Origin of the sequence: Bradyrhizobium manausense (genome assembly GCF_018130615.1) — a bacterium.
In the GTDB taxonomy this organism is placed as follows: domain Bacteria; phylum Pseudomonadota; class Alphaproteobacteria; order Rhizobiales; family Xanthobacteraceae; genus Bradyrhizobium; species Bradyrhizobium manausense_A.
Genome location: NZ_JAFCKB010000005.1, coordinates 39,576 through 63,441, shown reverse-complemented (window position 1 = coordinate 63,441; position 23,866 = coordinate 39,576). Strand labels below are relative to the sequence as shown.

19 protein-coding genes are annotated in these 23,866 nt (G+C 64.6%); 8 read left to right on the top strand and 11 right to left on the bottom strand.

Features of this window, described 5'->3' with window-relative positions:
* The first annotated feature begins 31 nt into the window (after positions 1-31).
* A complete protein-coding gene (locus JQ587_RS11575; protein ID WP_212298882.1) occupies positions 32-955 on the top strand; it encodes an ABC transporter ATP-binding protein in 924 nt (307 codons plus the stop codon).
* The gene (locus JQ587_RS11570) at positions 952-1,713 is read left to right on the top strand and encodes an ABC transporter permease (RefSeq protein ID WP_212425380.1); all 762 of its coding nucleotides are present in this window, start codon (positions 952-954) and stop codon (positions 1,711-1,713) included. Before JQ587_RS11575 ends, JQ587_RS11570 begins: the two co-directional genes overlap by 4 nt.
* Before the next feature lie 56 nt (positions 1,714-1,769).
* On the opposite strand, the gene JQ587_RS11565 is transcribed toward JQ587_RS11570, so the two are convergent.
* Positions 1,770-2,093: a hypothetical protein gene (locus JQ587_RS11565; RefSeq protein WP_212425379.1), complete on the bottom strand. Its 324-nt coding sequence runs from the start codon at positions 2,091-2,093 to the stop codon at positions 1,770-1,772.
* Between the two features lie 372 nt (positions 2,094-2,465).
* On the opposite strand from JQ587_RS11565, the gene JQ587_RS11560 reads away from it, so the two are divergent.
* Positions 2,466-3,257, top strand: coding sequence for a L,D-transpeptidase (locus JQ587_RS11560; protein WP_212425378.1), 792 nt, complete (start codon positions 2,466-2,468; stop codon positions 3,255-3,257).
* 2 nt (positions 3,258-3,259) lie between these two features.
* Here JQ587_RS11560 and JQ587_RS11555 read toward each other — a convergent pair whose 3' ends face one another.
* Entirely contained in the window at positions 3,260-4,522 is a 1,263-nt protein-coding gene (locus JQ587_RS11555; protein WP_212298886.1) for a hypothetical protein, read from the bottom strand.
* Positions 4,523-4,647: 125 nt separating this feature from the next.
* Between JQ587_RS11555 and JQ587_RS11550 the strand changes: the two genes are divergently transcribed.
* Entirely contained in the window at positions 4,648-5,646 is a 999-nt protein-coding gene (locus tag JQ587_RS11550) for a glycerophosphodiester phosphodiesterase (RefSeq protein WP_212425377.1), read from the top strand.
* A 23-nt stretch (positions 5,647-5,669) separates the two neighbouring features.
* Here the strand turns inward: JQ587_RS11550 and JQ587_RS11545 are convergent, their stop codons facing one another.
* Positions 5,670-7,952, bottom strand: a complete 2,283-nt coding sequence (locus JQ587_RS11545; RefSeq protein ID WP_212425376.1) for a fused MFS/spermidine synthase — start codon at positions 7,950-7,952, stop codon at positions 5,670-5,672.
* 228 nt (positions 7,953-8,180) lie between these two features.
* Between JQ587_RS11545 and JQ587_RS11540 the strand changes: the two genes are divergently transcribed.
* Positions 8,181-9,791, top strand: coding sequence for a phytoene desaturase family protein (locus tag JQ587_RS11540; RefSeq protein WP_212425375.1), 1,611 nt, complete (start codon positions 8,181-8,183; stop codon positions 9,789-9,791).
* A 175-nt stretch (positions 9,792-9,966) separates the two neighbouring features.
* Here the strand turns inward: JQ587_RS11540 and JQ587_RS11535 are convergent, their stop codons facing one another.
* A complete protein-coding gene (locus tag JQ587_RS11535; protein WP_212298890.1) occupies positions 9,967-10,179 on the bottom strand; it encodes a hypothetical protein in 213 nt (70 codons plus the stop codon).
* 301 nt (positions 10,180-10,480) lie between these two features.
* Positions 10,481-10,636 (bottom strand): Flp family type IVb pilin, encoded by a 156-nt coding sequence (locus JQ587_RS11530; RefSeq protein ID WP_433995249.1) that lies wholly within the window; start codon positions 10,634-10,636, stop codon positions 10,481-10,483.
* 164 nt (positions 10,637-10,800) lie between these two features.
* Between JQ587_RS11530 and JQ587_RS11525 the strand changes: the two genes are divergently transcribed.
* A complete protein-coding gene (locus tag JQ587_RS11525; RefSeq protein ID WP_212425374.1) occupies positions 10,801-11,688 on the top strand; it encodes a 50S ribosomal protein L11 methyltransferase in 888 nt (295 codons plus the stop codon).
* Positions 11,689-11,839: 151 nt separating this feature from the next.
* Here JQ587_RS11525 and JQ587_RS11520 read toward each other — a convergent pair whose 3' ends face one another.
* Positions 11,840-12,019 (bottom strand): hypothetical protein, encoded by a 180-nt coding sequence (locus JQ587_RS11520; RefSeq protein ID WP_212425373.1) that lies wholly within the window; start codon positions 12,017-12,019, stop codon positions 11,840-11,842.
* A 185-nt stretch (positions 12,020-12,204) separates the two neighbouring features.
* Here JQ587_RS11520 and JQ587_RS11515 point away from each other — a divergent pair, with 185 nt between their 5' ends.
* Entirely contained in the window at positions 12,205-14,031 is a 1,827-nt protein-coding gene (locus tag JQ587_RS11515) for an aminopeptidase P family protein (RefSeq protein WP_212425372.1), read from the top strand.
* Positions 14,032-14,252: 221 nt separating this feature from the next.
* Complete coding sequence (locus JQ587_RS11510; protein WP_212298895.1) at positions 14,253-15,533, top strand: multidrug effflux MFS transporter; 1,281 nt, start codon at positions 14,253-14,255, stop codon at positions 15,531-15,533.
* 102 nt (positions 15,534-15,635) lie between these two features.
* Here JQ587_RS11510 and ligA read toward each other — a convergent pair whose 3' ends face one another.
* The 5 genes from ligA to ftsZ form a co-directional block, all read right to left on the bottom strand.
* A complete protein-coding gene (gene ligA, locus JQ587_RS11505; protein ID WP_212425371.1) occupies positions 15,636-17,783 on the bottom strand; it encodes an NAD-dependent DNA ligase LigA in 2,148 nt (715 codons plus the stop codon).
* Positions 17,784-17,879: 96 nt separating this feature from the next.
* Complete coding sequence (gene recN / locus JQ587_RS11500) at positions 17,880-19,553, bottom strand: DNA repair protein RecN (RefSeq protein ID WP_212425370.1); 1,674 nt, start codon at positions 19,551-19,553, stop codon at positions 17,880-17,882.
* 24 nt (positions 19,554-19,577) lie between these two features.
* The gene (locus tag JQ587_RS11495) at positions 19,578-20,465 is read right to left on the bottom strand and encodes an outer membrane protein assembly factor BamD (protein ID WP_212298898.1); all 888 of its coding nucleotides are present in this window, start codon (positions 20,463-20,465) and stop codon (positions 19,578-19,580) included.
* A gap of 244 nt (positions 20,466-20,709) precedes the next feature.
* Complete coding sequence (gene lpxC / locus JQ587_RS11490) at positions 20,710-21,672, bottom strand: UDP-3-O-acyl-N-acetylglucosamine deacetylase (RefSeq protein WP_212298899.1); 963 nt, start codon at positions 21,670-21,672, stop codon at positions 20,710-20,712.
* Between the two features lie 362 nt (positions 21,673-22,034).
* Positions 22,035-23,834, bottom strand: coding sequence for a cell division protein FtsZ (gene ftsZ, locus JQ587_RS11485; RefSeq protein WP_212298900.1), 1,800 nt, complete (start codon positions 23,832-23,834; stop codon positions 22,035-22,037).
* Positions 23,835-23,866 lie beyond the last annotated feature (32 nt).

The following is a 23,866-nucleotide window of genomic DNA, read 5'->3' as shown; positions in this document are numbered from 1 at the left end:
GCCCCTCCCTCCCCACCCCCGACCGGCCCTCATGTCCTCCATCATTTCCGTCGCCAATTTGTCGAAGACCTATGGGTCCGGCTTCAAGGCGCTCAAGAACGTCAATCTCGAGATCAAGCGCGGCGAGATCTTTGCCCTGCTCGGCCCCAACGGCGCCGGCAAGACCACGCTGATCTCGATCATCTGCGGCATCGCCAATCCCAGCGAGGGCCGTGTTCTGGTCGGCGGCGAGGACATCCAGACCTCCTACCGCAAGGCGCGCTCGCTGATCGGCCTCGTCCCGCAGGAATTGCACACCGACGCCTTCGAGAGCGTGTGGGCGACCGTGAGCTTCTCGCGCGGCCTGTTCGGCAAGCCGAAGAATCCTGCGCATATCGAGAAGGTACTGAAGGATCTCTCGCTCTGGGACAAGAAGGACAACAAGATCATCACGCTCTCCGGCGGCATGAAGCGCCGCGTGATGATCGCGAAAGCGCTCTCGCACGAGCCGCAGATCCTGTTCCTGGACGAGCCGACCGCCGGTGTCGACGTCGAGCTGCGCAAGGGCATGTGGGAGGTGGTGCGCACCCTTCAGCAATCCGGCGTCACCATCATCCTCACCACGCACTACATCGAGGAAGCCGAGGAGATGGCCGACCGCATCGGCGTCATCAACAAGGGCGAGATCGTGCTGGTCGAGGACAAGACGACCTTGATGCAGAAGCTCGGCAAGAAGCGGCTGACGCTGCATTTGCAGGGCAAGATCATTTCGCTGCCGGAGAGTCTCAGCCAATACGAACTCGATCTTTGCGACGGCGGCGCGACGCTGGTCTACGACTACGACACCAAGGGCGAGCGCACCGGCATCACCAGCCTGCTCAGCGACCTCCGCACCGCCGGCATCCGCTTCAACGATCTCGACACGACCCAATCGTCGCTCGAGGACATCTTCGTCGACCTCGTGAGGACGTCATGAACCACCGCGCCATCCGCGCCATCTATCTGTTCGAAATGGCGCGCACCTGGCGCACGCTGCTGCAAAGCATCGTTTCGCCCGTCGTCTCGACATCGCTCTATTTCGTGGTGTTCGGCGCCGCGATCGGCTCGCGCATCAGCCAGGTCGAGGGCGTCAGCTACGGCACCTTCATCGTGCCGGGCCTGATCATGCTCTCGGTGCTGACGCAGAGCATCGCGAATGCCTCGTTCGGCATCTACTTTCCGAAATTCACCGGCACGATCTACGAGATCCTGTCGGCGCCGATTTCCTATTTCGAGATCGTGCTCGGTTATGTCGGCGCCGCCGCGACCAAGTCGATCATTTTGGGCTTGATCATTCTGGCGACAGCCGGGCTCTTCGTCCCATTGCATATCCACCATCCGGTCTGGATGCTGGCCTTCCTGGTGCTGACGGCGGTGACGTTCAGCCTGTTCGGCTTCATCATCGGCATCTGGGCCGACGGCTTCGAGAAGCTGCAGATGATTCCGATGCTGGTGGTGACGCCGCTGACCTTCCTCGGCGGCAGTTTCTATTCCATCGACATGCTGCCGCCGACCTGGCGCACGGTGGCGCTGCTCAACCCGGTCGTCTATCTGATCTCCGGCTTTCGCTGGAGCTTCTACGAGATCGCCGATGTCAGCGTGTCCGTCAGCATCGGCATGACCGTGGCATTCCTCGTGATCTGCCTGACCGTGATCTGGTGGATCTTCCGGACGGGATATCGGCTGAAGAACTAACCCTGATTGTCATTCCGGGGCGTGCGAAGCACGAGCCCGGAATGACGGCGGTAGACTTACCGATAGCAGTGGAAGTGGTGATAGCCGTCATAGTAGCCGCGGCAATGACGGCGGCCGTGATAGGGAATGCCGAGGATGCCGTCGACCGCACCCACGGCGCCTCCTACCCCGGCACCGACGACGCTGCCGACCGCACCGCCCACGGGCCCGGCAATCCGGTTACCTTCATAGGAGCCCTCCTGGGCGCCGCGCACGATGCCCTGGGCGTGACCGGCGTGCGGCAGCGACATCAACGCGAGAAGGACGGCAGCAGCTGCGAACAGCAGGCGGACAGGTAAGCCGGCCGGCAAGGTTGCGGCGGCGATACGGGCTTTGTTCATCTTCGGTCCCAAAGGATAGCTGGCGGCGAAGGCCGCCTGTCAGGGTGGGTCACGATCAACGCCCGAGGCGGCCAAATAGTTGCGCCTTTGTGACGAATTGTCGGCGTTGTGAACGCAGCGCCCGCTCGCGAAAATGTCAGCATCGCCAGGACATGCGCGGCACAAAGCGGCCTTGCTTACGCCCGGCATCGCGTTAACGATGGCAGGAAGGTTAGCTTGGCAGGCCGCTGGAACGAAAGCCGGACTGCAGGCATAGTGCACGCCGGGGACGGAGAGCCGCGGTGTTATTGTTCGAGCATGATCTTTCGGAAAACCGCTACACACTTTTCCGGATCCTGCTCTAGCGTGAACAGGCCGGAGGCCAGACGTCAGATGCGTTCATTTTTTTTCGCTTTCACTTCGCTGATGCTTGTGAGCGCGGGCACCGCGCAGGCCAAGGTCGACATTACCGTCGACAAGGACAATCAGCAGATGACCGTCGTGGTCGACGGCGTCGCGCGCTACCACTGGCCGGTGTCGACCGGCATCCCCTCGCGCGAAACGCCGAATGGCGCATTCCGTGCTTTCCGCATGGAAGAGGACCACTACTCCAAGGAATTCGACGACGCACCGATGCCGCACTCGATCTTCTTCACCAAGATCGGGCACGCCATCCACGGGACCGACTCGGTCGGGCGACTGGGCACGCCTGCGTCGCATGGCTGTGTGCGGCTGTCGCGCCAGAACGCCTCCACGCTCTACGCGCTGGTGCAGGAGCAGGGTGTGCTCAACACCACGGTGACGTTGACCGGCTCGGCGCAGGTGGCGCTGGCCCGCAACCCGCGTGGCCGCACCAACAATGCGGTCGCCCGCGCCCAGCAGCCGGCTGAGGAGCAGTACGCAACGACAGGCGATCCCGTAAATCTGACGCCGCCGATGCAGCCCGCTCGCCGCTACGTGTCGCAGGACGACAACTACATCTATCCCGCCGACGGCAGCGACACCGGCGCGCGTTACCCGGCGCCGCGTCCGATCACCCGCCCCTCTGGCACGCAGGTCTACCAGCAGCTGCCACAGCCGCAGCCGAGCTACGGCTACGATCCGGCATATAGCCAGCAGGGTTACTACTATCAGCAGCAACAGCCGCGCCAGTACTATCAGCCGCGTTATTATTACCAGAACTGAGATTATCTGAACGCGGTGTCGCCGCGTTCGACGATTTTCCGCACGGCATCGACGAAGGCGCGGGCGACCGGCTCGAGGATTTCGGGCCCGGTCGCGCTGAGATCGTCCGCGGGCGTGTGGAAGGTTTGATGACGGCCGGCCATTCCGAGAAAATTGGCGTAGCCCGCCGCATGCACGTCGCGCAGTTCGCCGACCGCCTGCTTCTCCGTCACCAGCCGTTTGGCCGCAACCGCGACGAAGGCCTCGTCGGTCAGCGCAACGGCTGACTTGCTCAGCACGAGATAGCGCTCCTCCTCGGGCCGGCTGGTGCGCGCGCCTTCCGCAAACGCGTAGCAGGCGTTCGACGAGCCGAAGTGGATCCAGGCCAGCGTCTCCTTTGGCGCAGGCGCGCCGTCCTTCAGAAACAGCTCCATGCCGCCATGGCCGATCTCGTGGCCTGCGGTGGCAATGAAGACGAAATGCGCAGGCCATTTTTCCGCCGCCGCCGTGCGTGCCAGCGCGAGGAAATTGGCGATGCCGGGGCCGCGCTCACAGACGCAACTGTACCAGCCGGTCATAGGGGTGGAGACGACGATGGTCGGCCCGCGCCCAATGCCGGTCTCGGCGATGACGTTGCGGCCGGAGACGTTGCGCTCGTAATGCCCGGCAACATCGAACGTCACCGGCGCGCCTGATGCGAGAGCCACCTCGAACGTCGCCCGCGCCTTGGCGCCGACCACGATCACCGGCACCGGCCAGGGCGTATCCTCCTGCGTGACATTGTAGGCGAAGCGGTCGTCAGCGGGATTGCCGATCATCAGCAGGATGGCGGCAGGCTTCCTGGCCACGGCCTCGGAGATCGCGGCACGATGCGCTGGGCCAAGATAGGCGCCGCGATCGAACGGCAGATCGACCCAGAGAATCTTGCCGGCAACGTCGCCCGTGCGCACCAGCGGAGCCGAGAGATGGAAGCTTGCCTTGTCCTCCGGCGGCCACCAGAACGGCGTCGCTTCGACGCTCGTGCCGCCCACTTCCGCGCTGGCCCGCTCCACGACATATTGCCGGCCGAGCACGACAGGCTGGAACCTGATGGCGTAGCCGGCCTCGGACAGCTCGCCAGCGAGCCAGTCGGCCGTTGCGCGATCGCCGGGTGAGCCGAAACGGTGCAGGCCAAAGGAAGCATAGCGCGCCACATCGGCCAGCAGGCCAGCCCCCGACAACACATCCTTGGCCGCTGCCTGTCCGACCATCAAAGCCGCCATCGTTGCGAGGAAGACAAACCGCATGTCGATCACTCCCGATCTTTTTTGAAGGCCAGTTTCGGCTTTCTTCAGCCGCCGTCAACCTCAGCACTGGACGAAACGAGCGAAGATTTCATATGCTTTCCCTTTCACTTGGGCTGCAAATTGTGATGCCGTCACCTGTTGCAACAATTCTGGCCGTGCTTTCGGTTCTCACGACGGGACAAGCCATGATAGGACAAACCATGGCTTTCGATCTCGAGGCGCATCGCGGCGGACGCGCGCTGTTGCCGGAAAACACCCTGCCGGCCTTTGCCAATGCGCTCACGATGGGCGTGGATACGCTCGAGCTCGACGTCGGCGTGACCGCCGACGGCGAGGTCGTGGTGTCGCACGAGCGCGGACTCAACCCCGATCTCGCGCGGGATGCGAATGGCGGCTATGTCGCCGTGCCCGGCACGCCTTTCGTCAAGCTGCGCCTGGCCGATGTCAGGACTTACGATGTCGGACAGATCCGTCCGGGAAGCGCCTATGCGAAGCAGTTTCCCGACCAGCGCGCCGTACCGGGGACCGGCATCCCCACGCTGAAGGAGCTGTTCGCGCTGGTGCGCAAATCCGGCAACGACAAGGTGCGCTTCAATATCGAGACCAAGATCGATCCGGGTCATCCGGATGAGTCGCTGGAGCCGCAGGGCTTCGTCGCGAAGCTGCTCGGGGTGATCGAGGACGCAAAATTCTCCGACCGCGTCATGATCCAGTCGTTCGACTGGCGAACGCTGCTTCTTGTCCAGCAGCAGGCCCCGACAATTCCGACGGTGTATCTGACGATCCAGCGCGGCTCGGCACCGACCATCGCCCTCGACAAGGCCACCAGCTGGACTGCGGGCTTCAGCCCGGCCGATCACGGCGACTCGCTGCCGCGCACGATCAAGGCCGCGGGTGGTGCGGTGTGGTCGCCCTATTTCGGCGACGTGACAGCAGCGCTTGTCGCTGAGGCCCATGCGCAGGGATTGCGCGTCGTGGTCTGGACAGTCAACAAGCCTGACGACATGGCGCGGATGATCGAGATCGGCGTCGACGGAATCATCTCTGATAGGCCGGACCTGTTGCGGCAGGTCGCCGGCGAGAAGGGCCTTGCGCTCCCGGCGGGGACGCCGGTCGAGCCTTAAGCCTGTATTTGCCGCCCGGAGGGCTACTGCTCTCCGTACCGCAAGCGCCGATACAGCGCGCCCAGAATGTTGGAATAGTCGTCGGTCCAGACCCGCACCTTCTCGTTTGCGTCAGTCTCCTCCCATTGCTTGGAGGACGCCAGCTTACCGACGTCATCCGCCTCGCGCGCGGAAATGACGACGTCGGTCGAGAAGATATAGTCGGCGTCGCGGCCGGAATCCTCGTCAAAGACCCAGCTCTTCAGGTCATTGGCATCGGCAATGCCGACCACGACCGGCTCGAGATCGAGATGCCGGTTGGAGACGTGCATCACCACGGCGCCGTGCGGGGCGAGCTTGTCCTTGTAGATCTTCATCGCTTCTTCGGTCGCGAGGTGAATCGGGATCGCATCCGACGAATAGGCGTCCACGATGATGAGATCGTAGGCGCCGTCAGGCTCCCTGGCGAAGGTGAGGCGTGCGTCCCCGATCACCGGCTTCAGCTCCGGCTGGCAACTGGAGATGTAGCGGAAATTCTTCGGATCGCGTGCGGCGTCGACCATGGACTGGTCGATCTCGAAAAACTTCCAACTCTCGCCGGGCTCAGCGGCGCAAGCCAGCGTGCCGGAGCCGACGCCAATCGCCGCGACCTTCAACGGTGCGCCCTTGCGCTCCCGGATCGCAGTGATGGCCTGACCGATGCCGCCGTCCTTGTGATAATAGGTGATCGGCTCGGGCCGGCCGGTGACCGGCGTGCCGTCATTATTGCGGAAGCGCTCGGCGCCGTGAATCGTGGTGCCGTGCATCAGCACGTGGAAATAGCCGCCCGGCGTCACCACGATCTTGTGGACGCCGAAGAAGCTGCGCACGGTGGTAACGCGGCCTTCATCGGCCGGATAGATCCGAGTCAACGCCAGCGCCACCGCGACCGTGGCAAAAATTTTCCAGCGGTCGGCATTGAGCGCCAGCGCCAGCAACGCCGCGAGCACACCGACGGCGCCGGCAATCCAGACGCGGTGATCCTCGAACCAGGTCGCCAGATCGCCCGTCATGTAGGACGGCGCAACGAGCACCGCTGCGAGGGCGGCAAGCGCCGGCCAGTACCATTTGACCACGCCCGCGAGACGTTCGTTCGCCGGCGGCCGGCACAGCGCGGCGAGCGCGACCAGGATCGGATATTCGGCGATCCATGAGAAGGTGAAGGGCGCGACGAGGCCGGCAAAGAGACCGCCGACCATGCCCCCGAACGACAGCGCGACATAAAAGCCGGTGAGATACTTCGCGGCAGGTCGCGTCCGTGCCAGCTCGCCATGGCAGGCCATGGCGATGACAAAGAAGCACAATTGATGACCGCCGAGCGTGAGCAGCAAATTCTGCTCGCCGCCAAAGGCGAGCAGGAAGATGACGCCCGCGATCGCGACCGGCTGCAGCATCAGCATCCATTTGTGTGGCAACAGCGGCCGCGACTGGAACACCACCACCCAGGTCAGAAGGTAAAGCGACAGCGGCAGCACCCACAACAGCGGCGCCGCCGCGACGTCGGTCGAGATGTGTGCGGTGACTGCGATCAGCAGGCCGGACGGCACCGCGGCAAGGAAAATCCAACGCAACCGTGTCACCAGGGGCGGTGTCGGTACGCTTGGGTCGTCGGTCCGCGCATCGGTCACCGCAAGCCGCGGCGAACGCAACAGCAGCACGCCGCAGCACGCGATCAGCAGGATCAGCAGGCCATAGCCGCCGGTCCAAAGCCGGTTCTGCGCGTGCAGCGTGAACATCGGCTCCAGTAGGAAGGGATAGGACAACAGCGCGAGAAAACTGCCGATGTTGGAAGAGGCATAGAGGAAGTACGGATCGCGCCCGTCGGGATGCCCGGTGCGCACGAACCAGGCTTGCAGCAGCGGATTGTTGGCAGCGAGCGCGAAGAACGGCAGGCCAATCGACATCACGAACAGGCCGAGCAGCCAGAATGCATATCCGGTGCTGGGCGGCTCGCCATAGGCGCTGGCGATGCCGAGCGGCAGCGTGACGAAGGCCGCGCCGAGCAGGCCCAGATGCACCACGACCGCCACCATGCGATTCCTGACCTGCATGAGGAGATGCGCGTAGGCATAGCCCGCCAGCAGTAGCGACTGGAAGAACACCATGGCCACCGACCACACCGCCGGCGAGCCGCCGAGCCGCGGCAGCACCATTTTCGTGAACAGCGGCTGCACCGAGAACAGCAGCAGCGCACTGACGAAGATCGCGGCCGTGTAGACCGTCAGCAGCAGCCGGTTGCGCGACGAGGACGGCTGCTCCGTGGCGGCGGGTTGCACGATCGAATCCATGGGAGCTCCGGCATTCCCCCGGCGGGCGCCGGGCGCGCGCAATGGAGCACACCGCGCCTGAACCGGCAATAAATGGTCTCGTGATGTTGCCGCAGCGACTGCTTGATATTAGACGGTCATTCCGGGGCGATGCAAAGCACCCAACTATGGTGCGCAATTGCGCACCTGGGAACCTCGAGATTCCGGGTCTGGTCCTTCGGACCATCCCGGAACGACGCCAGGAACATCATGAGCGAAACCGACGTCGTCATCATCGGCGCTGGCCATAACGGCCTCACCTGCGCGGCCTATCTCGCGATGGCGGGCTTGCGCGTGCATGTGGTCGAGCGCCGCAAGGTGGTCGGCGGAGCCGCGGTCACGGAGGAGTTTCATCCGGGCTTCCGCAACTCGGTCGCGGCCTACACCGTGAGCCTGCTCAATCCGCAGGTCATCCGCGACCTCGGGCTTGCCGAGCAGGGCCTGCGCGTGGTCGAGCGGCGCGCGCAGAATTTTCTGCCCGCGCCCGACGGCAACTATCTCCTCACCGGCGAGGGCCGGACAACAGCGTCCGTGGCGCGGCTCAGCATGCGCGATGCCGATGCGCTCGACGGGTTTTCGCGCGAGCTCGAAGAGATCGCCGACGTGCTGCGACAGTTCGTGCTCCGCGCGCCGCCGAACCTGCTCGCCAATTTTGGCCTTGGCGCGATCCGCGAGGCCGCGAACGCGCTGACGACGGCCAACATCCTGCGCGGGCTCACGCTGGAGCAGAGCCGCAGCCTGCTCGATCTCTTCACCCGCTCCGCCGGCGAGATCCTGGACGAGCGGTTCGAGCACGATCTCGTCAAGGCGCTGTTCGGCTTCGATGCCATCGTCGGCAATTATGCGAGCCCCTACGCCGGCGGCTCGGCCTATGTGATGCTGCATCACGCCTTTGGCGAGGTGAACGGCAAGAAGGGCGTCTGGGGCCACGCCATCGGCGGCATGGGTGCGATCACGCAGGCGATGGCGCGCGCCGCGCGCGCCCGCGGCGTCACGATCGACCTGGATACCGGCGTGCGCGAGGTGATCGTCGAGCGCGACCGCGCCGTCGGCGTGATCCTGGAGAACGGCGAGACCATCCGCGCGAAATACGTCGCGGCGAACGTCAATCCCAAACTGCTCTACACGCGGCTCGTGGCGGCTGATGCCTTGCCGGCGGATTTCCTCGCCCGCATCCGTCACTGGAAGAACGGCTCCGGCACCTTCCGCATGAACGTGGCACTCGACCGCCTACCCTCCTTCACGGCGTTGCCGGGCAATGGCGATCACCTCACTTCAGGCATCATCCTGGCGCCGAGCCTCGGCTACATGGACCGTGCGTATCTCGACGCGCGGGCGCAGGGCTGGAGCCGACAACCGATCGTCGAGATGCTGATCCCCTCGACGCTCGACGACACGCTGGCACCCGCGGGGCAGCACGTTGCGAGCCTGTTCTGCCAGCATGTCGCGCCCGAGCTTCCCGACGGCAAATCCTGGGACGACCACCGCGATGAGGTCGCCGATCTCATGATCGCGACGGTGGACGGCTACGCGCCGGGCTTTGCGGCAAGCGTGCTCGGCCGCCAGATCCTCTCCCCGCTCGATCTCGAGCGCCAGTTCGGGCTGCTCGGCGGCGATATCTTCCACGGCGCGCTGACCTTGAACCAGTTGTTCTCGGCACGGCCAATGCTGGGCCATGCCGATTACCGCGGCCCCCTGAAAGGCCTCTATCACTGCGGCTCCGGCGCCCATCCCGGCGGCGGCGTCACCGGCGCCCCCGGCCACAACGCGGCGCAGGCCATTCTGAGAGACTATCGCAGCCTGTTCGCAAGCCGTGGATAGGCCTGTGGATAGATATGTTGACAGTGCTGTGGGGAAGCCGTGGAAGCTTGGCTCGATCGCTTGGGACATGCGCGAGCAAGGCTGTGGAGAAGCGACAGGATAAACCGGGTATAGGCCGGTGGATGACGCGGCGATCATGAGTGGGCATCCGGTAATGTCTCAGTTTGAAATTTCGTCACTTGCGATCTGAAGAAATCACGTAGGGCGCAACCAACCCGCTCACACAATCATCAAAATCCTTCCCTTTGGCCTCGGGATATAGTCCTTTGCAGGTGCTCCAAGCGTCTCTGAAATGAGCGCTAAACTTCGCGTCAGGTTTGTTAGCTGTCAGCTTCAAAGCGAAGATTGCACCAAATATCACGGCGGCGGCGATCGCGACTCGTTTCATTGCTGCGTCCATCTCTTGCGAAGCTTACCGCTAAGTGCCGCCGATACCCCGCCGACCAACTGCGGCCAAGACCTTACGATTGATGTTTTCGCGTGTTTCCGCCTGCCTAACGGAAAGAACCCGCTTGAGCTTAGTATCTTGTAAGAATCTGTGAGACACTACCGGGCATCCGCAGCGACAACTGCCTTGGTCGCTCCCCCAAAAACGACTTCGCCCGCCGGAGGGCAATTCCTCAGCGGGCGGTCGTCGAAAAAGCCATCTATGAAGAAAGGAGCCCCCGTTGGGAAATGGGAGGCAGAAATTACTTCAAGGAGCTGCTAATCGAACCGAACTTGTCGTTCATCGTGGAGCCGAGGTTGTTCACCACGGTGATGATCGCCAGCGCGATGCCGGCCGCAATCAGGCCGTACTCGATCGCGGTCGCGCCGGACTCGTCGGACCAGAACTTCAGAACCATGCGCTTCAAGATTTGCCTCCATTCCATTCCAGGGTGTGTCGGGTGGTTCCAACACTCCGGAAATGTACGGAGCACAACCTACGGCCCAGTTAACCGGGGAACCGCAAGTTATACGGAAAATTGGGAACAAAAGTTCCCCAAATTGAACCCAACGGAACCCTATAATGCAGCCTTCTCCTACCCATCGCGCCAGCTTTTCAATCGGCAATGAGGCTGCTGCCAGGCGTGTCGTCGACGTTCTCACGGAGGTGTTTTTCGAGGGCGATGCGGCGGTTGCCGCCTTCGAGCGGCCGGACGGAGAATGGGACGTCACGCTGCATTTTGCCGAGGCGCCGGACCAGGCTTTGCTTCGCGAACTCGTTGCAACCTCAGCAGGAAATGCCATCGCAGCGAAGCTTGCCTTCGACACGGTCGAGGCCAAGGATTGGGTCAAGGCGAGCCTGCAGGACCTCGTTCCCGTGCCGGCCGGACGGTTCGTCGTCCACGGCAGCCACGATCGCGATCGCGTGGCGCCAAACAAGCTCGCCATCGAGATCGAGGCAGCGCTCGCCTTCGGAACCGGACACCACGGCACCACGCGTGGCTGTTTACTTCTGCTTGACCATGTCCTGAAACATGCACGGCCGAAACGCGTGCTCGACCTCGGCACCGGAACGGGCGTGCTGGGAATCGCCGCCGCCAGGACGCTGCATCGTGCGGTGCTGGCCTCCGACATCGATCCGCCTTCGGTGCGGGTCGCGGCCGAGAACGCGGCCCTGAACGAAGCCGGACAATATGTGCGGGTGATCCGGGCCACCGGCTTCGCTGCACCGGATTTTGCCAAAAGCGGCCCGTTCGACCTGGTGCTGGCCAACATCCTTGCCAATCCGTTACGCCAATTGGCAGGTCCGATGGTCCGGCACCTTGCGCCCGGCGCCCGCGTCATTCTCTCCGGCCTGCTGACCCACCAGGCGCCCGCCGTGATCGCGGCCTATCGCGCACGCGGCCTCGTGCCGCTCCGGCATCTGCGGATCGAGGGATGGAGCAGTTTATTGCTGCGGAAGATGGGATGAGCGAGGTGGGCGCTCTCTCGCCCCGCTTGCGGGGAGAGGGTTGGGGTGAGGGGGAGTCTCCACGGGGACGGTGAACGCGTGGAAAGTCCCCTCACCCGGATTGCTCCGCAATCCGACCTCTCCCCGCAAGCGGGGCGAGGTGAACAACGCCCTACTCCGCCGGCTTGTCGTCCTGGCGCAATGCGCGCTCGCCCTGCAAGGACCGCCTGGCGCGACGCTCGGCGAAACGGTCGATCATCTGGCTGATGATGCCGCGCGGCTTTTTCGGTGTCGTTACGGCCGGTGCGCGGCGCACCGGCGGCGAAATCTTTTCAAAGGTGAAAGATGGCATCGTGTGTCCCCTCGCCGTTGAGATGAACCACCCGCGCGAATTTCCTTGTTATCCGGACGAAGCGCAACTGCCGCATCCACTACTCCACTCAATTCGAACGGAACATTTTCAAGCACAGTCCATGCCAGATGAGATGGCAATTGCGTCCACATTGCGGACTGATCCCCATGATCCTAAACTGAGCCATGTTCGAAGCACACTTCCAGACATTCGAGGAGCCTGAGGCCGGTGTCGCATTGACGGCACGCCTGGCTGCACTCCGTGAAGAACTCGCCCGCCGCAAGTTGACCGGCTTCGTCATTCCGCGCGCCGACCAGCAGCAGAATGAATATGTGGCGCCCTCCGAAGAACGGCTCGCCTGGCTCACCGGCTTCACCGGCTCGGCGGGGCTCGCGGTGGTGCTGGCCCAGGAAGCCGCATTGTTCGTCGACGGTCGCTACACGATCCAGGCGGCCAAGCAGGTCGATGCCAAGGCGTGGTCAGTGGAATCGCTGATTGATCCGCCACCGGAGAGCTGGGTCTCGGCACATCTCAAATCCGGCGATCGCCTAGGATTTGATCCGTGGCTGCACACTTTTACGGCAGCTGAGCGGCTCTCTGCCGCCTGTGCCAAGGCCGGCGCCGAACTGGTGGCGGTCGACAGCAACCCGGTCGATACGGTCTGGCAGGACCGGCCTCAAGCCCCGGTCGCGCCGGTCGCGATCCACGGCCTGCAATATGCCGGCGTCGCCGAGGCCGAGAAGGTGGCGCAGATCAAGAGCGAGATCGAGAAGCTCGGCGCCGACGCGCTGGTGCTGTCGGACAGCCATGCGGTCGCCTGGACCTTCAACATCCGTGGTGCCGACGTCGCGCATACGCCGCTGCCGCTGTCCTACGCGCTGGTGCCCAAGGTCGGCCGTCCCACGATTTTCATCGACCACCGCAAGCTCTCGAACCTGACGCGCGATCATCTCGAGCAATCCGCCGACGTGCGCGAGCCCGATGCGCTGACGCCGACGCTGATGGCGCTCGCCAAGAGCGGCGCTGCGATTGCGCTCGACAGCGCCACGGCGGCCGATGCCCTCAGCCGCTTGATCGCCGGCGGCGGCGGCAAGCCGGTGCGCGGCAGCGACCCGATCGCGCTGCTGAAGGCCGTGAAGAACGCGACCGAGATCACGGGCACCCAGACGGCACACCGGCGCGATGCAATCGCACTGGCGCGGTTCCTCGCCTTCATCGATCGCGAGGCAGGAAGCGGCAAGCTCACCGAGATCGACGCCGTGGAAGCGCTGGAGACCTTCCGCCGCGACACCGGCGCGCTGAAGGACGTGTCATTCCCGACCATCTCCGGCACCGGCCCGAACGGCGCCATCGTGCACTATCGCGTCACGCGCAAGAGCAACCGGCGCATCGTGCCCGGCGACCTCCTGCTGATCGATTCCGGCGCCCAATATGAAGACGGCACCACCGACGTCACCCGCACCATGGCCGTGGGTGAGCCGACGGACGAGATGCGCGACCGCTTTACCCGCGTGCTGCGCGGCCATATCGCGATCGCGCGCGCAATCTTCCCCGACGGCACCACAGGCGCGCAGCTCGACACACTGGCGCGGCAATATCTCTGGGCCGCCGGCGTCGATTTCGAGCACGGCACCGGCCACGGCGTCGGCAGCTATTTGTCGGTGCACGAGGGACCGGCGCGGATCTCGAAGCTCGGCACCACGCCGCTGAAGCGCGGCATGATCCTCTCCAACGAGCCCGGCTATTACAAGACCGACGGCTTCGGCATCCGCATCGAGAACCTCGAGCTCGTGGTCGCCGCCGACATCAAGGGCGCCGAAAAATCGATGAACGCGTTCGAGACGCTGACGCTGGCGCCGATCGATCGGCGCTTGATCGATGTTGCGATGCTGGGCAAGGACGAGCTCGACTGGTTGAACGCCTACCACGCCCGCGTGCGGGCCGAAGTCGCGCCGGCGCTGGATGAGGCGACGAAGGCGTGGCTCGACCAGGCGACGGCGGCGCTGACGTAGCGCCGCGCATGGCGCTACGCGACCGGCGCAAGGCTTGACCGCTTTCGCCCGTACTCACGACGAAATTTGCACGCTCCTGACGCAGTTTGCCCGTAAAATAACGGCCTCCTGCACACTGTTATTATGACAGTCCCGGAATCGGTATAGCCGCATTCCGAAACGCCGATGTCCGTCTTGTGTGAGCACGCTACAGTCGATTCGACTTCGAAAGACGGACACTTATGCACGGCATGATCAGCAGGCCGCCGGACGCGGCAATGAAGAACATCGCGACCTCGCGCGTGGTGTTGCTGCTGCTGGTCGTCATGACCGGGATCGCGCCGATCTCGCTTTACATCCTGGTTCCGGCGCTGCCCGTGCTGGCGACGACGTTCGGACGCGACATCTCGATCGCGCAGATGACGGTGTCGCTCTACATGGTCGGCATCGCGCTGTCGCAGCTGATCATGGGGCCGCTGTCGGACAAGTTCGGCCGGCGCCCGGTGCTGCTTGGCGGCCTCGCGCTGATGGTCGCGGCGAGCGTCGCCTGCATCTTTGCCGAGACCCTGCCGCAGCTGATCGCGGCGCGCTTCTTCCAGGCGCTCGGCGGCGCGTCCGGCATGGTGATCAGCCGCGCCATCATCCGCGACATCTATGAGCGCGACCGCGTCGCCTCCATGATCAGCCTCGTGGTCGCCGCCCTGATGATCGGCCAGATGGTCTCGCCGCTCACCGGCGGCCTGATCGAGACCGCGTTCGGCTGGCGCGCGATCTTCTACGCCGTCACGATCGGCGCGATCGCCGTTGCTGTCGGCATCGCGTTGGCGCTGCCCGAGACGCGGCGCGATCGCGCGGTCGGCAGCGGCGGCTTTCGCAGCGACGTCGGCACTCTCATCAAGAGCCGTGCCTTCATCGGCTATGTGATGTGCCAGGTGCTGGCATCGCAGATCATCTTCACCTTCGCCGGCGGCGGTCCCTACATCGTCGTGACGCAGATGGGCCGCAGCAGCGCCGAATACGGCGCGTGGTTCGCCACGACCGGATTTGCTTATCTGGTCGGCAACCTGCTCTGCGTGCGCTTTGCGCCACGCCACTCGCTGGAAAAGCTGATCTGGTTCGGCCTCGGCCTGCAACTCTGCGGCAGCCTGTTGAACCTGCTATGGAGTTTGACCGGCTGGAACGAAGCGCCCGCCTGGCTGTTCGGCACGCAGATGATCGTGATGGTCGGCAATGCCTTCGTGATGGCGAATTCCGCCGCCGGCGCCATCAGCATTCGCCCCGAAGCCGCGGGCACCGCGTCGGGCGCGATGGGCTTCCTGCAGCAGGGCATCGGCGCGCTTTTGTCGCAATTCGGCGCCTATCTCGGTGGCCACTCCGCAACGACGCTGCCGCTGACCTCCGCCGTGCTCGCCATCTCGCTGCTCTGCGCCTCGACAATGCTCTTCATCGTCCCCCGCCGGGAGATAGTGGTGAGCGAGGAATTGATCGAACAGGCGGAAGAGGAAGAGACGGGGATGATGTGAGACTTTTTCTTCGTCATTCGGGGGCGCCTTAAAGAGGCGAACCCGGAATCTCAAACTTCCGGGTTCGATGCTTCGCATCGCCCCGGAACGACGGCACCGACTTCACTCCCCGATCAGCGTCAGCCACTCGTCCTCGGTCAGCACCTTGACGCCGTGCTTGTTGGCGTCGGCGAGCTTCGAGCCTGCACCGGGGCCGGCGACGACGAGGTCGGTCTTCTTCGACACCGAGCCCGAGACCTTGGCGCCGAGTCGCTCGGCGGTGGCCTTGGCTTCGTCGCGCGTCATCTTCTCCAGCGAGCCCGTGAACACCACGGTCTTGCCGGCAACCGCCGAATTGCCCTTCGGCTTCTCAGCGTCGACGATCTCGATCTCTTTCGTCAGCCGCTCGACGATGCCGCGATTGTGGCTCTCGCCGAAATAATCGGCGATGCTCTTGATCACGGTGTCGCCGATCTGGTCGAGCGCGTCCATCTCCGCCATCGCCTCCTCGTCGCCCTTGGCGACCTTGAGGCAGGCGTCGTGGAAGGCCTCCCAGGATCCATAGCCGCGCGCGAGCGCCAGCGCCGTGGTCTCGCCGACATGGCGCATGCCGAGCGCATAGACGAAGCGCTCCAGCGCGATTCTGCGCCGGCTCTCGATCGCGCCGAACAGATTGCGCACCGAGGTCGCGCCGTAGCCCTCGATCTCTTCGAGCTTGAGCTTGACGTTGCGCTTCTCGAGCGTGAAGATGTCGGCGGGCTCCTTGACCCATCCCTCATCGAAGAAATACTGCAGCTGCTTCTCGCCGAGACCGTCGATGTCGAAGGCGCGCCGCGACACGAACAGTTTTAAGTGCTCGATCTTCTGATAGGGGCAGGCGAACTCGCCCGAGCAACGGGCACGGGATTCCTCTTCGCCGGCCGCCGTCTCCCCGCGCACGACGTCGGTGTGCAGCGGGCACGGGCACTTCTTCGGGAAGTGATATTCCTTGGCACTCTTCGGCCGCTTGTCGAGGACGACGTCAACGACCTGCGGAATCACGTCGCCGGCGCGCTGGATCACGACGGTGTCGCCGATCCTGATGTCACGGCCCTCGCGCAGAACCTCGCCCTTGTTGCCGATGCCTTTGATGTAGTCCTCGTTGTGCAGCGTCACGTTCTGCACGATCACGCCGCCGACGCCGACCGGCTCGAGCTTGCCGACCGGCGTGAACGAGCCGGTGCGGCCGACCTGGATCTCGATATCGCGCAGCACCGTCATGGCGCGCTCCGCCGGGAATTTGTGGGCGATGCCCCAGCGCGGCGTGCGCGAGACGAAGCCGAGACGCTCCTGCCAGTCGATGCGGTCGACCTTGTAGACGACGCCATCGATATCGTAGTCCAGCTCGGCGCGCTCCTCCTCGATGCTCTGATGGAACGCGATCAACTCCTCGACAGAGTGGCACAGCTTGGTCAACGGATTGGTCTTGAAGCCGCAGCGCTCGAACCAACGGATCATGCCGCTCTGCGTCGCTTCCGGCATCGCACTCATCTCGCCCCAGGCATAGGCGAAGAAGCCCAGCGGACGCGAGGCGGTGATGGTCGGGTCCTTCTGCCGGAGCGAGCCCGCAGCCGAATTGCGCGGATTGGCGAAGATGGTGTCGCCGGCGGCCTTCTGGCGCTCGTTGAGCGCAAGAAAGGCCTTCTTGGTCATATAGACCTCGCCGCGTACCTCGCAGATGTCGGGGACGTCGCGCCCCTTCAGCTTCTGCGGTACGTCTTCGAGGGTGCGGATATTGGCGGTGACGTCTTCGCCTTCCGCCCCATCGCCGCGCGTCGCCGCGGTGACGAGTTCGCCGCCCTCGTAGCGCAGCGACATCGACAGGCCGTCGATCTTCGGTTCGGCGGAGAAACTGACCCTGTCGTCGTCGAGCTTCAGGAAGCGCACGATCCGGCCGACGAAGTCGCGCACGTCCTCGTCGGCAAAGGCGTTGTCGAGCGACAGCATCGGAACGGAGTGCCGCACCTTCCTGAAGCGCCCGGATGGCGCCGCGCCGACCTTCTGCGACGGCGAATCTCCGCTGACGAATTCCGGGAAGCGCTTTTCAATTGCATTGAAGCGCTGGCGCTGCGCGTCGTACTCGGCGTCTGTAACGGTGGGCGCATCCTCTTGATAGTAGCGCCTGTCATGCTCTTCGAGTTCGAGCGCGAGCCGCATGTGCTCGACCTTGGCCTGCGCCTTGGTGAGATCGGCAACGTCACGAAGCGTTCTGGATTTTGCTGCTCTGGCCATGGTGCTTGGATACGACGGAGCGGGCGGGAGGGTAAAGGCGGGTTAGTCTCTTTGTTCCCCGGATGCAGCGCAACGCGCCACGTCCGGGATACACAACTACGCCGTCGCCGCCTTGAGCAGTCGCTCCGCAGCCGCCCTCGCCTCGGCGGTGATCTCGGCGCCGGCGAGCATGCGGGCGATCTCTTCGCGGCGGTGGTCGGCGGCGAGCGCATTGACGCGGGTGGCGACGCGCTTGCCCTTGTCCAGGGCGTCCTTGGAGATCAGGAGATGCTGGTCAGCGCGCGCGGCGACCTGGGGGGCATGCGTCACCGCCATCACCTGCACCTTGCCGGCGAGCCGCGCCAGCCGCGCGCCGATGGCGTCCGCCACCGCGCCGCCTACACCGGTGTCGATTTCGTCGAACACCAGCGTCGGCGCCGAGCCGCGGTCGGACAGCACCACCTTGAGCGCCAGGAGGAAACGTGAGAGCTCGCCGCCCGAGGCGACCTTCATCATCGCCCCCGCCTTGGTGCCCGGGTTGGTCTGCACCCAGAACTCGACGCGATCGAAGCCTTGCGGGCCCGGCGCGGCTTCGTCGGTCGCGACCTGGGTCATGAATTTGGCGCGTTCGAGCTTGAGCGGCGCGAGCTCGGCGTTGACGGCCTTGTTGAGTTTTTCGGCCGATTTCTGCCGCGAGGCGGAGAGCTTTTTCGCGGCCGCCGCATAGCGGCTATCTGCCTCGATCGCGGCCTGCTCCAGCTTCTTCAAGCGCGAGGCACCGGCATCGATCAGCACGACATCGGCGGCGTATTTGGCGGCAAGCGCGGCCAGGCCGTCGACCGGCGTCGAATATTTGCGCGAGGCGGCGCGCAATGCGAACAACCGCTCCTCGATGCGTTCGAGCTCGGCCGGGTCGAAATCGGTTGCGGCGAGCGCCGCCTGGAGATGCTGGTCGGCCTCCTCCAGCGCGTTGATGGCGATGTCGATCGCCTTCACCGCGGGCTCGACCAGCGCCGGCGAGTTGACGCCGCGGCGTTCCAGCCGGCGCACGGCGGCCGACAGGGCCGCAACCGGCGAATTATGGCCGCCGACGACCTCCTGGGCCTCGCGCAGGTCGGAGGCGATCTTCTCGCCCTGCATCATGGTGGTGCGGCGTTGGGCCAGCGAGGTCTCCTCGCCGTCCTTGGGCGCGAGCTGCTTCAGCTCGCCGGACGCGTGGCGCAGATAGTCGGCCTCCCGCGCGGCGCGCTCCATGCCGGCGCGATGCTCTTCCAGCTCGCTATTGGCGCTACGGCGCGCATCCCAGAGGGTTTCGACGGCCGCGACGTCCTTCTCGAGGCCGGCAAAGGCATCGAGCAGGCGGCGATGGGTGGTGGCATCGACCAGCGCGCGCTCGTCATGCTGGCCGTGGATCTCCACCAGGGCGGCGCCGACGGCCTTCAACGTCTGCACGCTGATCGCCTGGTCGTTGATGAAGGCGCGGGTGCGGCCGTCGGCGAGCTGCACACGGCGGAGAATCATCTCGCCGGTGTCGTCGAGCCCGTTCTCGGCCAGAATTTTCGTCGCGGGGTGATTCTTCGGGATATCGAAGACGGCGGTGACCTGCCCCTGCTCCGCGCCGTGGCGCACGAGGCCGGCGTCGCCGCGGCCGCCAAGCGCCAGTGCAAAGGCATCGAGCAGGATGGATTTGCCCGCACCAGTCTCGCCGGTCAAAACCGCAAGTCCGGTGGCGAATTCGATATCGAGCCGTTCGATCAGGACGATGTCACGGATCGACAGACGCGCCAGCATGGAACCAGATTTCCTAGCCGAGACCTATAGGCCTATCTTCTTGAAGGTCCGGCTGATCCAGGACCCCTGATTCTCGCTCGGCTCGAGACCGCCGGATTTTACAAGATTATAGGCGTCCTTGTACCACCGGCTGTCGGGAAAATTATGCCCGAGCACGGCGGCGGCGGTCTGGGCCTCGCCGACGATGCCGATCGACATATAGGCCTCGGTGAGACGGTAGAGCGCCTCCTCGACGTGGCGCGTGGTCTGATACTGGGTCACCACGGCCTTGTAGCGGTTGATCGCGGCCGTGTAGTCACGCTTCTGCATGTAGTAGCGGCCGACATTCATTTCCTTGCCGGCGAGCTGGTCGCGCGCACCCTCGATCTTGGCCTTGGCGGAGGTCGCATATTCGGACGTCGGATATTTGCGTACCACCTCTTCCAGCGAGGCGATCGCCTTCTCGGTCCGGCCCTGGTCGCGGCTGATATCCGGGATCTGGTCGTAGTGCGAGGCCGCGATCAAATATTGCGCGTAAGCAGCGTCCGGGCTGCCGGGATGCAGGGTGACGTAGCGGGTGGCAGCGCCGATGCAGCTGTCATAGTCGCCACCCTGGTAGGACGCGTAGGCCGACATCAGCAGCGATTTGCGCGCCCAGTCGGAATAAGGATGCTGGCGGTCGACCTCTTCGAACTTCTTGTTCGCCGCCTTCATGTCCTTCTTTTCGTTCATGAGGTACAAGCCCTCATTGTAGATCTTGTCGGCAGGCTCCTCGACGAATGTATCGTCCTTGTTGGTGAACTTGTCCCACAGCGAGCCGGTGCCGCAGCCGGCCAGCGGCAACGCGAGCACAAAGAGGGTCGCGGCCTGAAGCAGCCCCCGGGCTCGCGGTGAAACCAAGAGATATCCGCGCGTCATACGCTGTGCCGACATGAATTTATGACCTGACGCCCTGTGATGCGGTGCCCGCCAGCCCATGATCCCCGTCACGGGCGCGAAATGTGACCGTGGCGCCTGCCGCGCGACCACGCCGGTGTAACCGAAAACGATTGTTAACCCATCGGATAGGCAGGCATTCCGCCCGGATTAAGGCGAAAGCGCCGCAATCCTAGTCGATCATGGTTACCAGGAGTTTCCCGGAGAAAGCGCCGCTTTGGCCGCGTGCCGCAGCAGGCGATCAGGACACGTCCGGCCCGTAGGCCGCGGCGATCCGGCCGCCAACGATACCGCTGCCGACCTCAACCACGTTACGCGTGGTGCGGCGGGCCGCCTCGCCTTCGACCACCCGCCAGGCGGTACGATCGGCCAGCAGCGCGGTCAGGACGGCGTGATTGAGCTTGTGGCCGCCCCGCACCGAGCGATAAGCGGCGAGCAGCGGCAGGCCAGCCAGCGCGAGATCGCCAATCACGTCCAGCACCTTGTGGCGGGCGCATTCGTCGGCGTAGCGCAGGCCCTCGGTGTTGAGCAGCCGCTCGTCGTCGAACACGACTGTATTTTCGAAGGAGGCGCCGAGCGCATAGCCCGCGCTCCAGAGCCGGGCAACATCACCCATCAGGCCGAAGGTCCGGGCGCGGCCGACGTCGCGGCGGAAGCGTTCCGGGCTGACGTCGAAAGCGTAGCTCTGCTGGCCGATGACGGGATTGGTGAAGTCGATCTCGACCTCGGCGCGGAAGCCATTGGCGTACGGACGGATCTCGCCGAAGGAGTCACCCATCTTGACCGAGATCGGCTTCAAAACCTGGATGAACCGGCGCTGCGCCGGCTGGCTGACGACGCCAGCCTGGTCGATCGCCGCGACGAAGGCTGCGGCGCTACCGTCCATGATCGGTACTTCGGGACCGTCGATCTCGATGGTGGCGTTGTCGACACCCATGCCGCGCAGCGCAGCCAGCACATGCTCCGCGGTGGACACCAGCGGACCGCTGCGATCGCCGAGGACGGTGGCGAAATCGGTCGCAACCACCTGCTCGGCGGTTGCCTGGATCTCGCGGTCACTTCCCTCAAGGCCGGTACGGACAAAAATAAAACCCGCATCGACAGGTGCAGGTCCGAGCGTAAGGGTGACGGGAAGGCCGGAATGAACGCCGACGCCAACCACGGTGGCTTGCGCGCGAAGCGTTGTTTGCCGGCTAAATTTCATTAGGAACCGCCCCACTACGACCCACTGCGACTTATACGAGACCCGATTGATCGATCGAGATCGACCGTCCGAATCTCCGTATCCCCAAGTCACGTCGAACCATAGTCACTGCCCCAAACAGCGCCAACTCACGCTTTTTTACCGATTGTTACCCCAAACCCGCCGTATTCGCGCCAAGGCTTAACCAAATTGCGCCGAGGTTTTGGGTCGTTACCGTCAGCTTTACTGAAGCACCGAACAGGTAATTAATGATTTAAAATCAGTTGCTTGAATGCGCAATCCGGATATGCACGGGACAAAAGGAAAGGTCCCGGCAAGCTTCCCGCCGGGACCTTTTTTCGTCTGCCTTATTGTAACAATTCTCAGGTCGCCTGCCGCCGCAGGAAGGCCGGGATATCAAGATGGTCGTCTCCCTGTGGCGCCGGCGCAACAGGTGCGGGGCGGCCATGAGCGTCGAGACCCTGCGGCGCGGGCCGGCGGGCATATTCGGATACCGGCTCGCTGGCAGCGATCTGCTGCTGCACCGTCCGCTGCGGCTTGCGCTCGGGCAGCGCCGGCATGGCGGGACCGGCGGTGCGGGCAGCGATCGGAGCCTCGGTCTCCTCGTCACGACGGCCGAGGCCGACATTGGCAAGGCGCTGCAGCAGGGACAGACGGGTCTTCTGCGGGGTCTCCTCTTCCACCTCGCCACGGGCCTGGCGAAGCTCGGCCTGGGCCGGCATCGGCAGCTCCTCGAGGCGCGGCATCCGCGGCGCGCGCGCCGGGGCCCGCTCGGCCTGCGGCGGGATGAAGGTGTCCGGCGTCATCGGCTCATGCATGGCGACGGGGGCCTGCTCGGGCTCCGGAAACAGCGTGGGCTTCTGCGCGATCGGGCGCACGGTGACGTCACCATAGGTCTGCGGGGCGGGCGCCTGCGGCACTTCCGCAACAGCAGCGGCGATGGCGGCCAGCGCCGCACGTTCGACATTCGGACGCGGCGCGACGGGCGCGGCTGCGACCGGCGCGGCGGCCGGGATCTGCGATTCCAGCTTCTGGGCGCGCTCGGCCAGGCGCTGGTTGTCGGCGCGGAGACGTGCGGTCAGGTCGGCAAGACGGCTCTCGGCAGCGGCGGCCGGAACTGCGGGAGCCTGCTGCAGCTGCTGCGGCGCGACATTCGCGACCGGAGCGGAGGTGGCCTGGCTGTTGCGGGCGATTGCATCCTTCTCGATGCCGGTCGCAACGACCGAGACGCGGATCAGGCCGTCGAGCGCTTCGTCGAAGGTGGCGCCAACGATGATGTTGGCATCCTGGTCGACTTCCTCGCGGATGCGGGTCGCGGCTTCGTCGACCTCGAACAAAGTGAGGTCCTTGCCGCCGGTGATCGAGATCAGCAGGCCCTTGGCACCCTTCATCGAGCTGTCATCGATCAGCGGATTGGCGATCGCGGCTTCAGCGGCGGTCAGCGCGCGCTTGTCGCCGGAGGCTTCGCCAGTGCCCATCATCGCCTTGCCCATCTCGCGCATGACGGCGCGGACGTCGGCGAAGTCGAGGTTGATCAGGCCTTCCTTGACCATCAGGTCGGTGATGCAAGCCACGCCCGAGTAAAGCACCTGGTCAGCCATCGCGAAGGCGTCGGCGAAGGTGGTCTTCTCGTTGGCAACCCGGAACAGGTTCTGGTTCGGGATGATCAGCAGCGTATCGACCACCTTGTGCAGCTCGGCAATGCCGGCTTCAGCGGTGCGCATGCGGCGGCCGCCCTCGAAGTGGAACGGCTTGGTCACGACGCCGACGGTGAGGATGCCCATGTCGCGTGCGGTCTTGGCGATGACGGGAGCTGCACCGGTGCCGGTGCCGCCGCCCATGCCGGCGGTGACGAACACCATGTTGGCGCCCGAGAGATGATCGCGGAGCTCGTCGATGACTTCTTCAGCGGCGGCCGCGCCGACGTTCGGCTGCGAACCTGCGCCGAGCCCTTGCGTCACCGCGGTGCCCATCTGCACGATGCGCTGCGCCTTCGACATCGTCAGCGCCTGCGCGTCGGTGTTGGCGACCACGAAGTCGACGCCCTGGAGGCCCGCCGTGATCATGTTGTTGACGGCGTTGCCGCCGGCGCCGCCGACGCCGAACACGGTGATGCGGGGCTTCAACTCGTGAATATCAGGGACGTTGATGCTGATGGTCATGTTTGCCTCTCGATCACGCGCGCGTGGGTTCG

What these genes read in the sequence shown, in the direction of transcription:
- JQ587_RS11575 (WP_212298882.1), top strand. Translation starts at nt 32, where the DNA reads ATGTCCTCCATCATTTCCGTCGCCAATTTGTCGAAGACCTATGGGTCC.
- JQ587_RS11570 (WP_212425380.1), top strand. Translation starts at nt 952, where the DNA reads ATGAACCACCGCGCCATCCGCGCCATCTATCTGTTCGAAATGGCGCGC.
- JQ587_RS11565 (WP_212425379.1), bottom strand. Translation starts at nt 2,093, where the DNA reads ATGAACAAAGCCCGTATCGCCGCCGCAACCTTGCCGGCCGGCTTACCT.
- JQ587_RS11560 (WP_212425378.1), top strand. Translation starts at nt 2,466, where the DNA reads ATGCGTTCATTTTTTTTCGCTTTCACTTCGCTGATGCTTGTGAGCGCG.
- JQ587_RS11555 (WP_212298886.1), bottom strand. Translation starts at nt 4,522, where the DNA reads ATGCGGTTTGTCTTCCTCGCAACGATGGCGGCTTTGATGGTCGGACAG.
- JQ587_RS11550 (WP_212425377.1), top strand. Translation starts at nt 4,648, where the DNA reads ATGCCGTCACCTGTTGCAACAATTCTGGCCGTGCTTTCGGTTCTCACG.
- JQ587_RS11545 (WP_212425376.1), bottom strand. Translation starts at nt 7,952, where the DNA reads ATGGATTCGATCGTGCAACCCGCCGCCACGGAGCAGCCGTCCTCGTCG.
- JQ587_RS11540 (WP_212425375.1), top strand. Translation starts at nt 8,181, where the DNA reads ATGAGCGAAACCGACGTCGTCATCATCGGCGCTGGCCATAACGGCCTC.
- JQ587_RS11535 (WP_212298890.1), bottom strand. Translation starts at nt 10,179, where the DNA reads ATGAAACGAGTCGCGATCGCCGCCGCCGTGATATTTGGTGCAATCTTC.
- JQ587_RS11530 (WP_433995249.1), bottom strand. Translation starts at nt 10,636, where the DNA reads ATGGTTCTGAAGTTCTGGTCCGACGAGTCCGGCGCGACCGCGATCGAG.
- JQ587_RS11525 (WP_212425374.1), top strand. Translation starts at nt 10,801, where the DNA reads ATGCAGCCTTCTCCTACCCATCGCGCCAGCTTTTCAATCGGCAATGAG.
- JQ587_RS11520 (WP_212425373.1), bottom strand. Translation starts at nt 12,019, where the DNA reads ATGCCATCTTTCACCTTTGAAAAGATTTCGCCGCCGGTGCGCCGCGCA.
- JQ587_RS11515 (WP_212425372.1), top strand. Translation starts at nt 12,205, where the DNA reads ATGTTCGAAGCACACTTCCAGACATTCGAGGAGCCTGAGGCCGGTGTC.
- JQ587_RS11510 (WP_212298895.1), top strand. Translation starts at nt 14,253, where the DNA reads ATGCACGGCATGATCAGCAGGCCGCCGGACGCGGCAATGAAGAACATC.
- ligA (WP_212425371.1), bottom strand. Translation starts at nt 17,783, where the DNA reads ATGGCCAGAGCAGCAAAATCCAGAACGCTTCGTGACGTTGCCGATCTC.
- recN (WP_212425370.1), bottom strand. Translation starts at nt 19,553, where the DNA reads ATGCTGGCGCGTCTGTCGATCCGTGACATCGTCCTGATCGAACGGCTC.
- JQ587_RS11495 (WP_212298898.1), bottom strand. Translation starts at nt 20,465, where the DNA reads ATGTCGGCACAGCGTATGACGCGCGGATATCTCTTGGTTTCACCGCGA.
- lpxC (WP_212298899.1), bottom strand. Translation starts at nt 21,672, where the DNA reads ATGAAATTTAGCCGGCAAACAACGCTTCGCGCGCAAGCCACCGTGGTT.
- ftsZ (WP_212298900.1), bottom strand. Translation starts at nt 23,834, where the DNA reads ATGACCATCAGCATCAACGTCCCTGATATTCACGAGTTGAAGCCCCGC.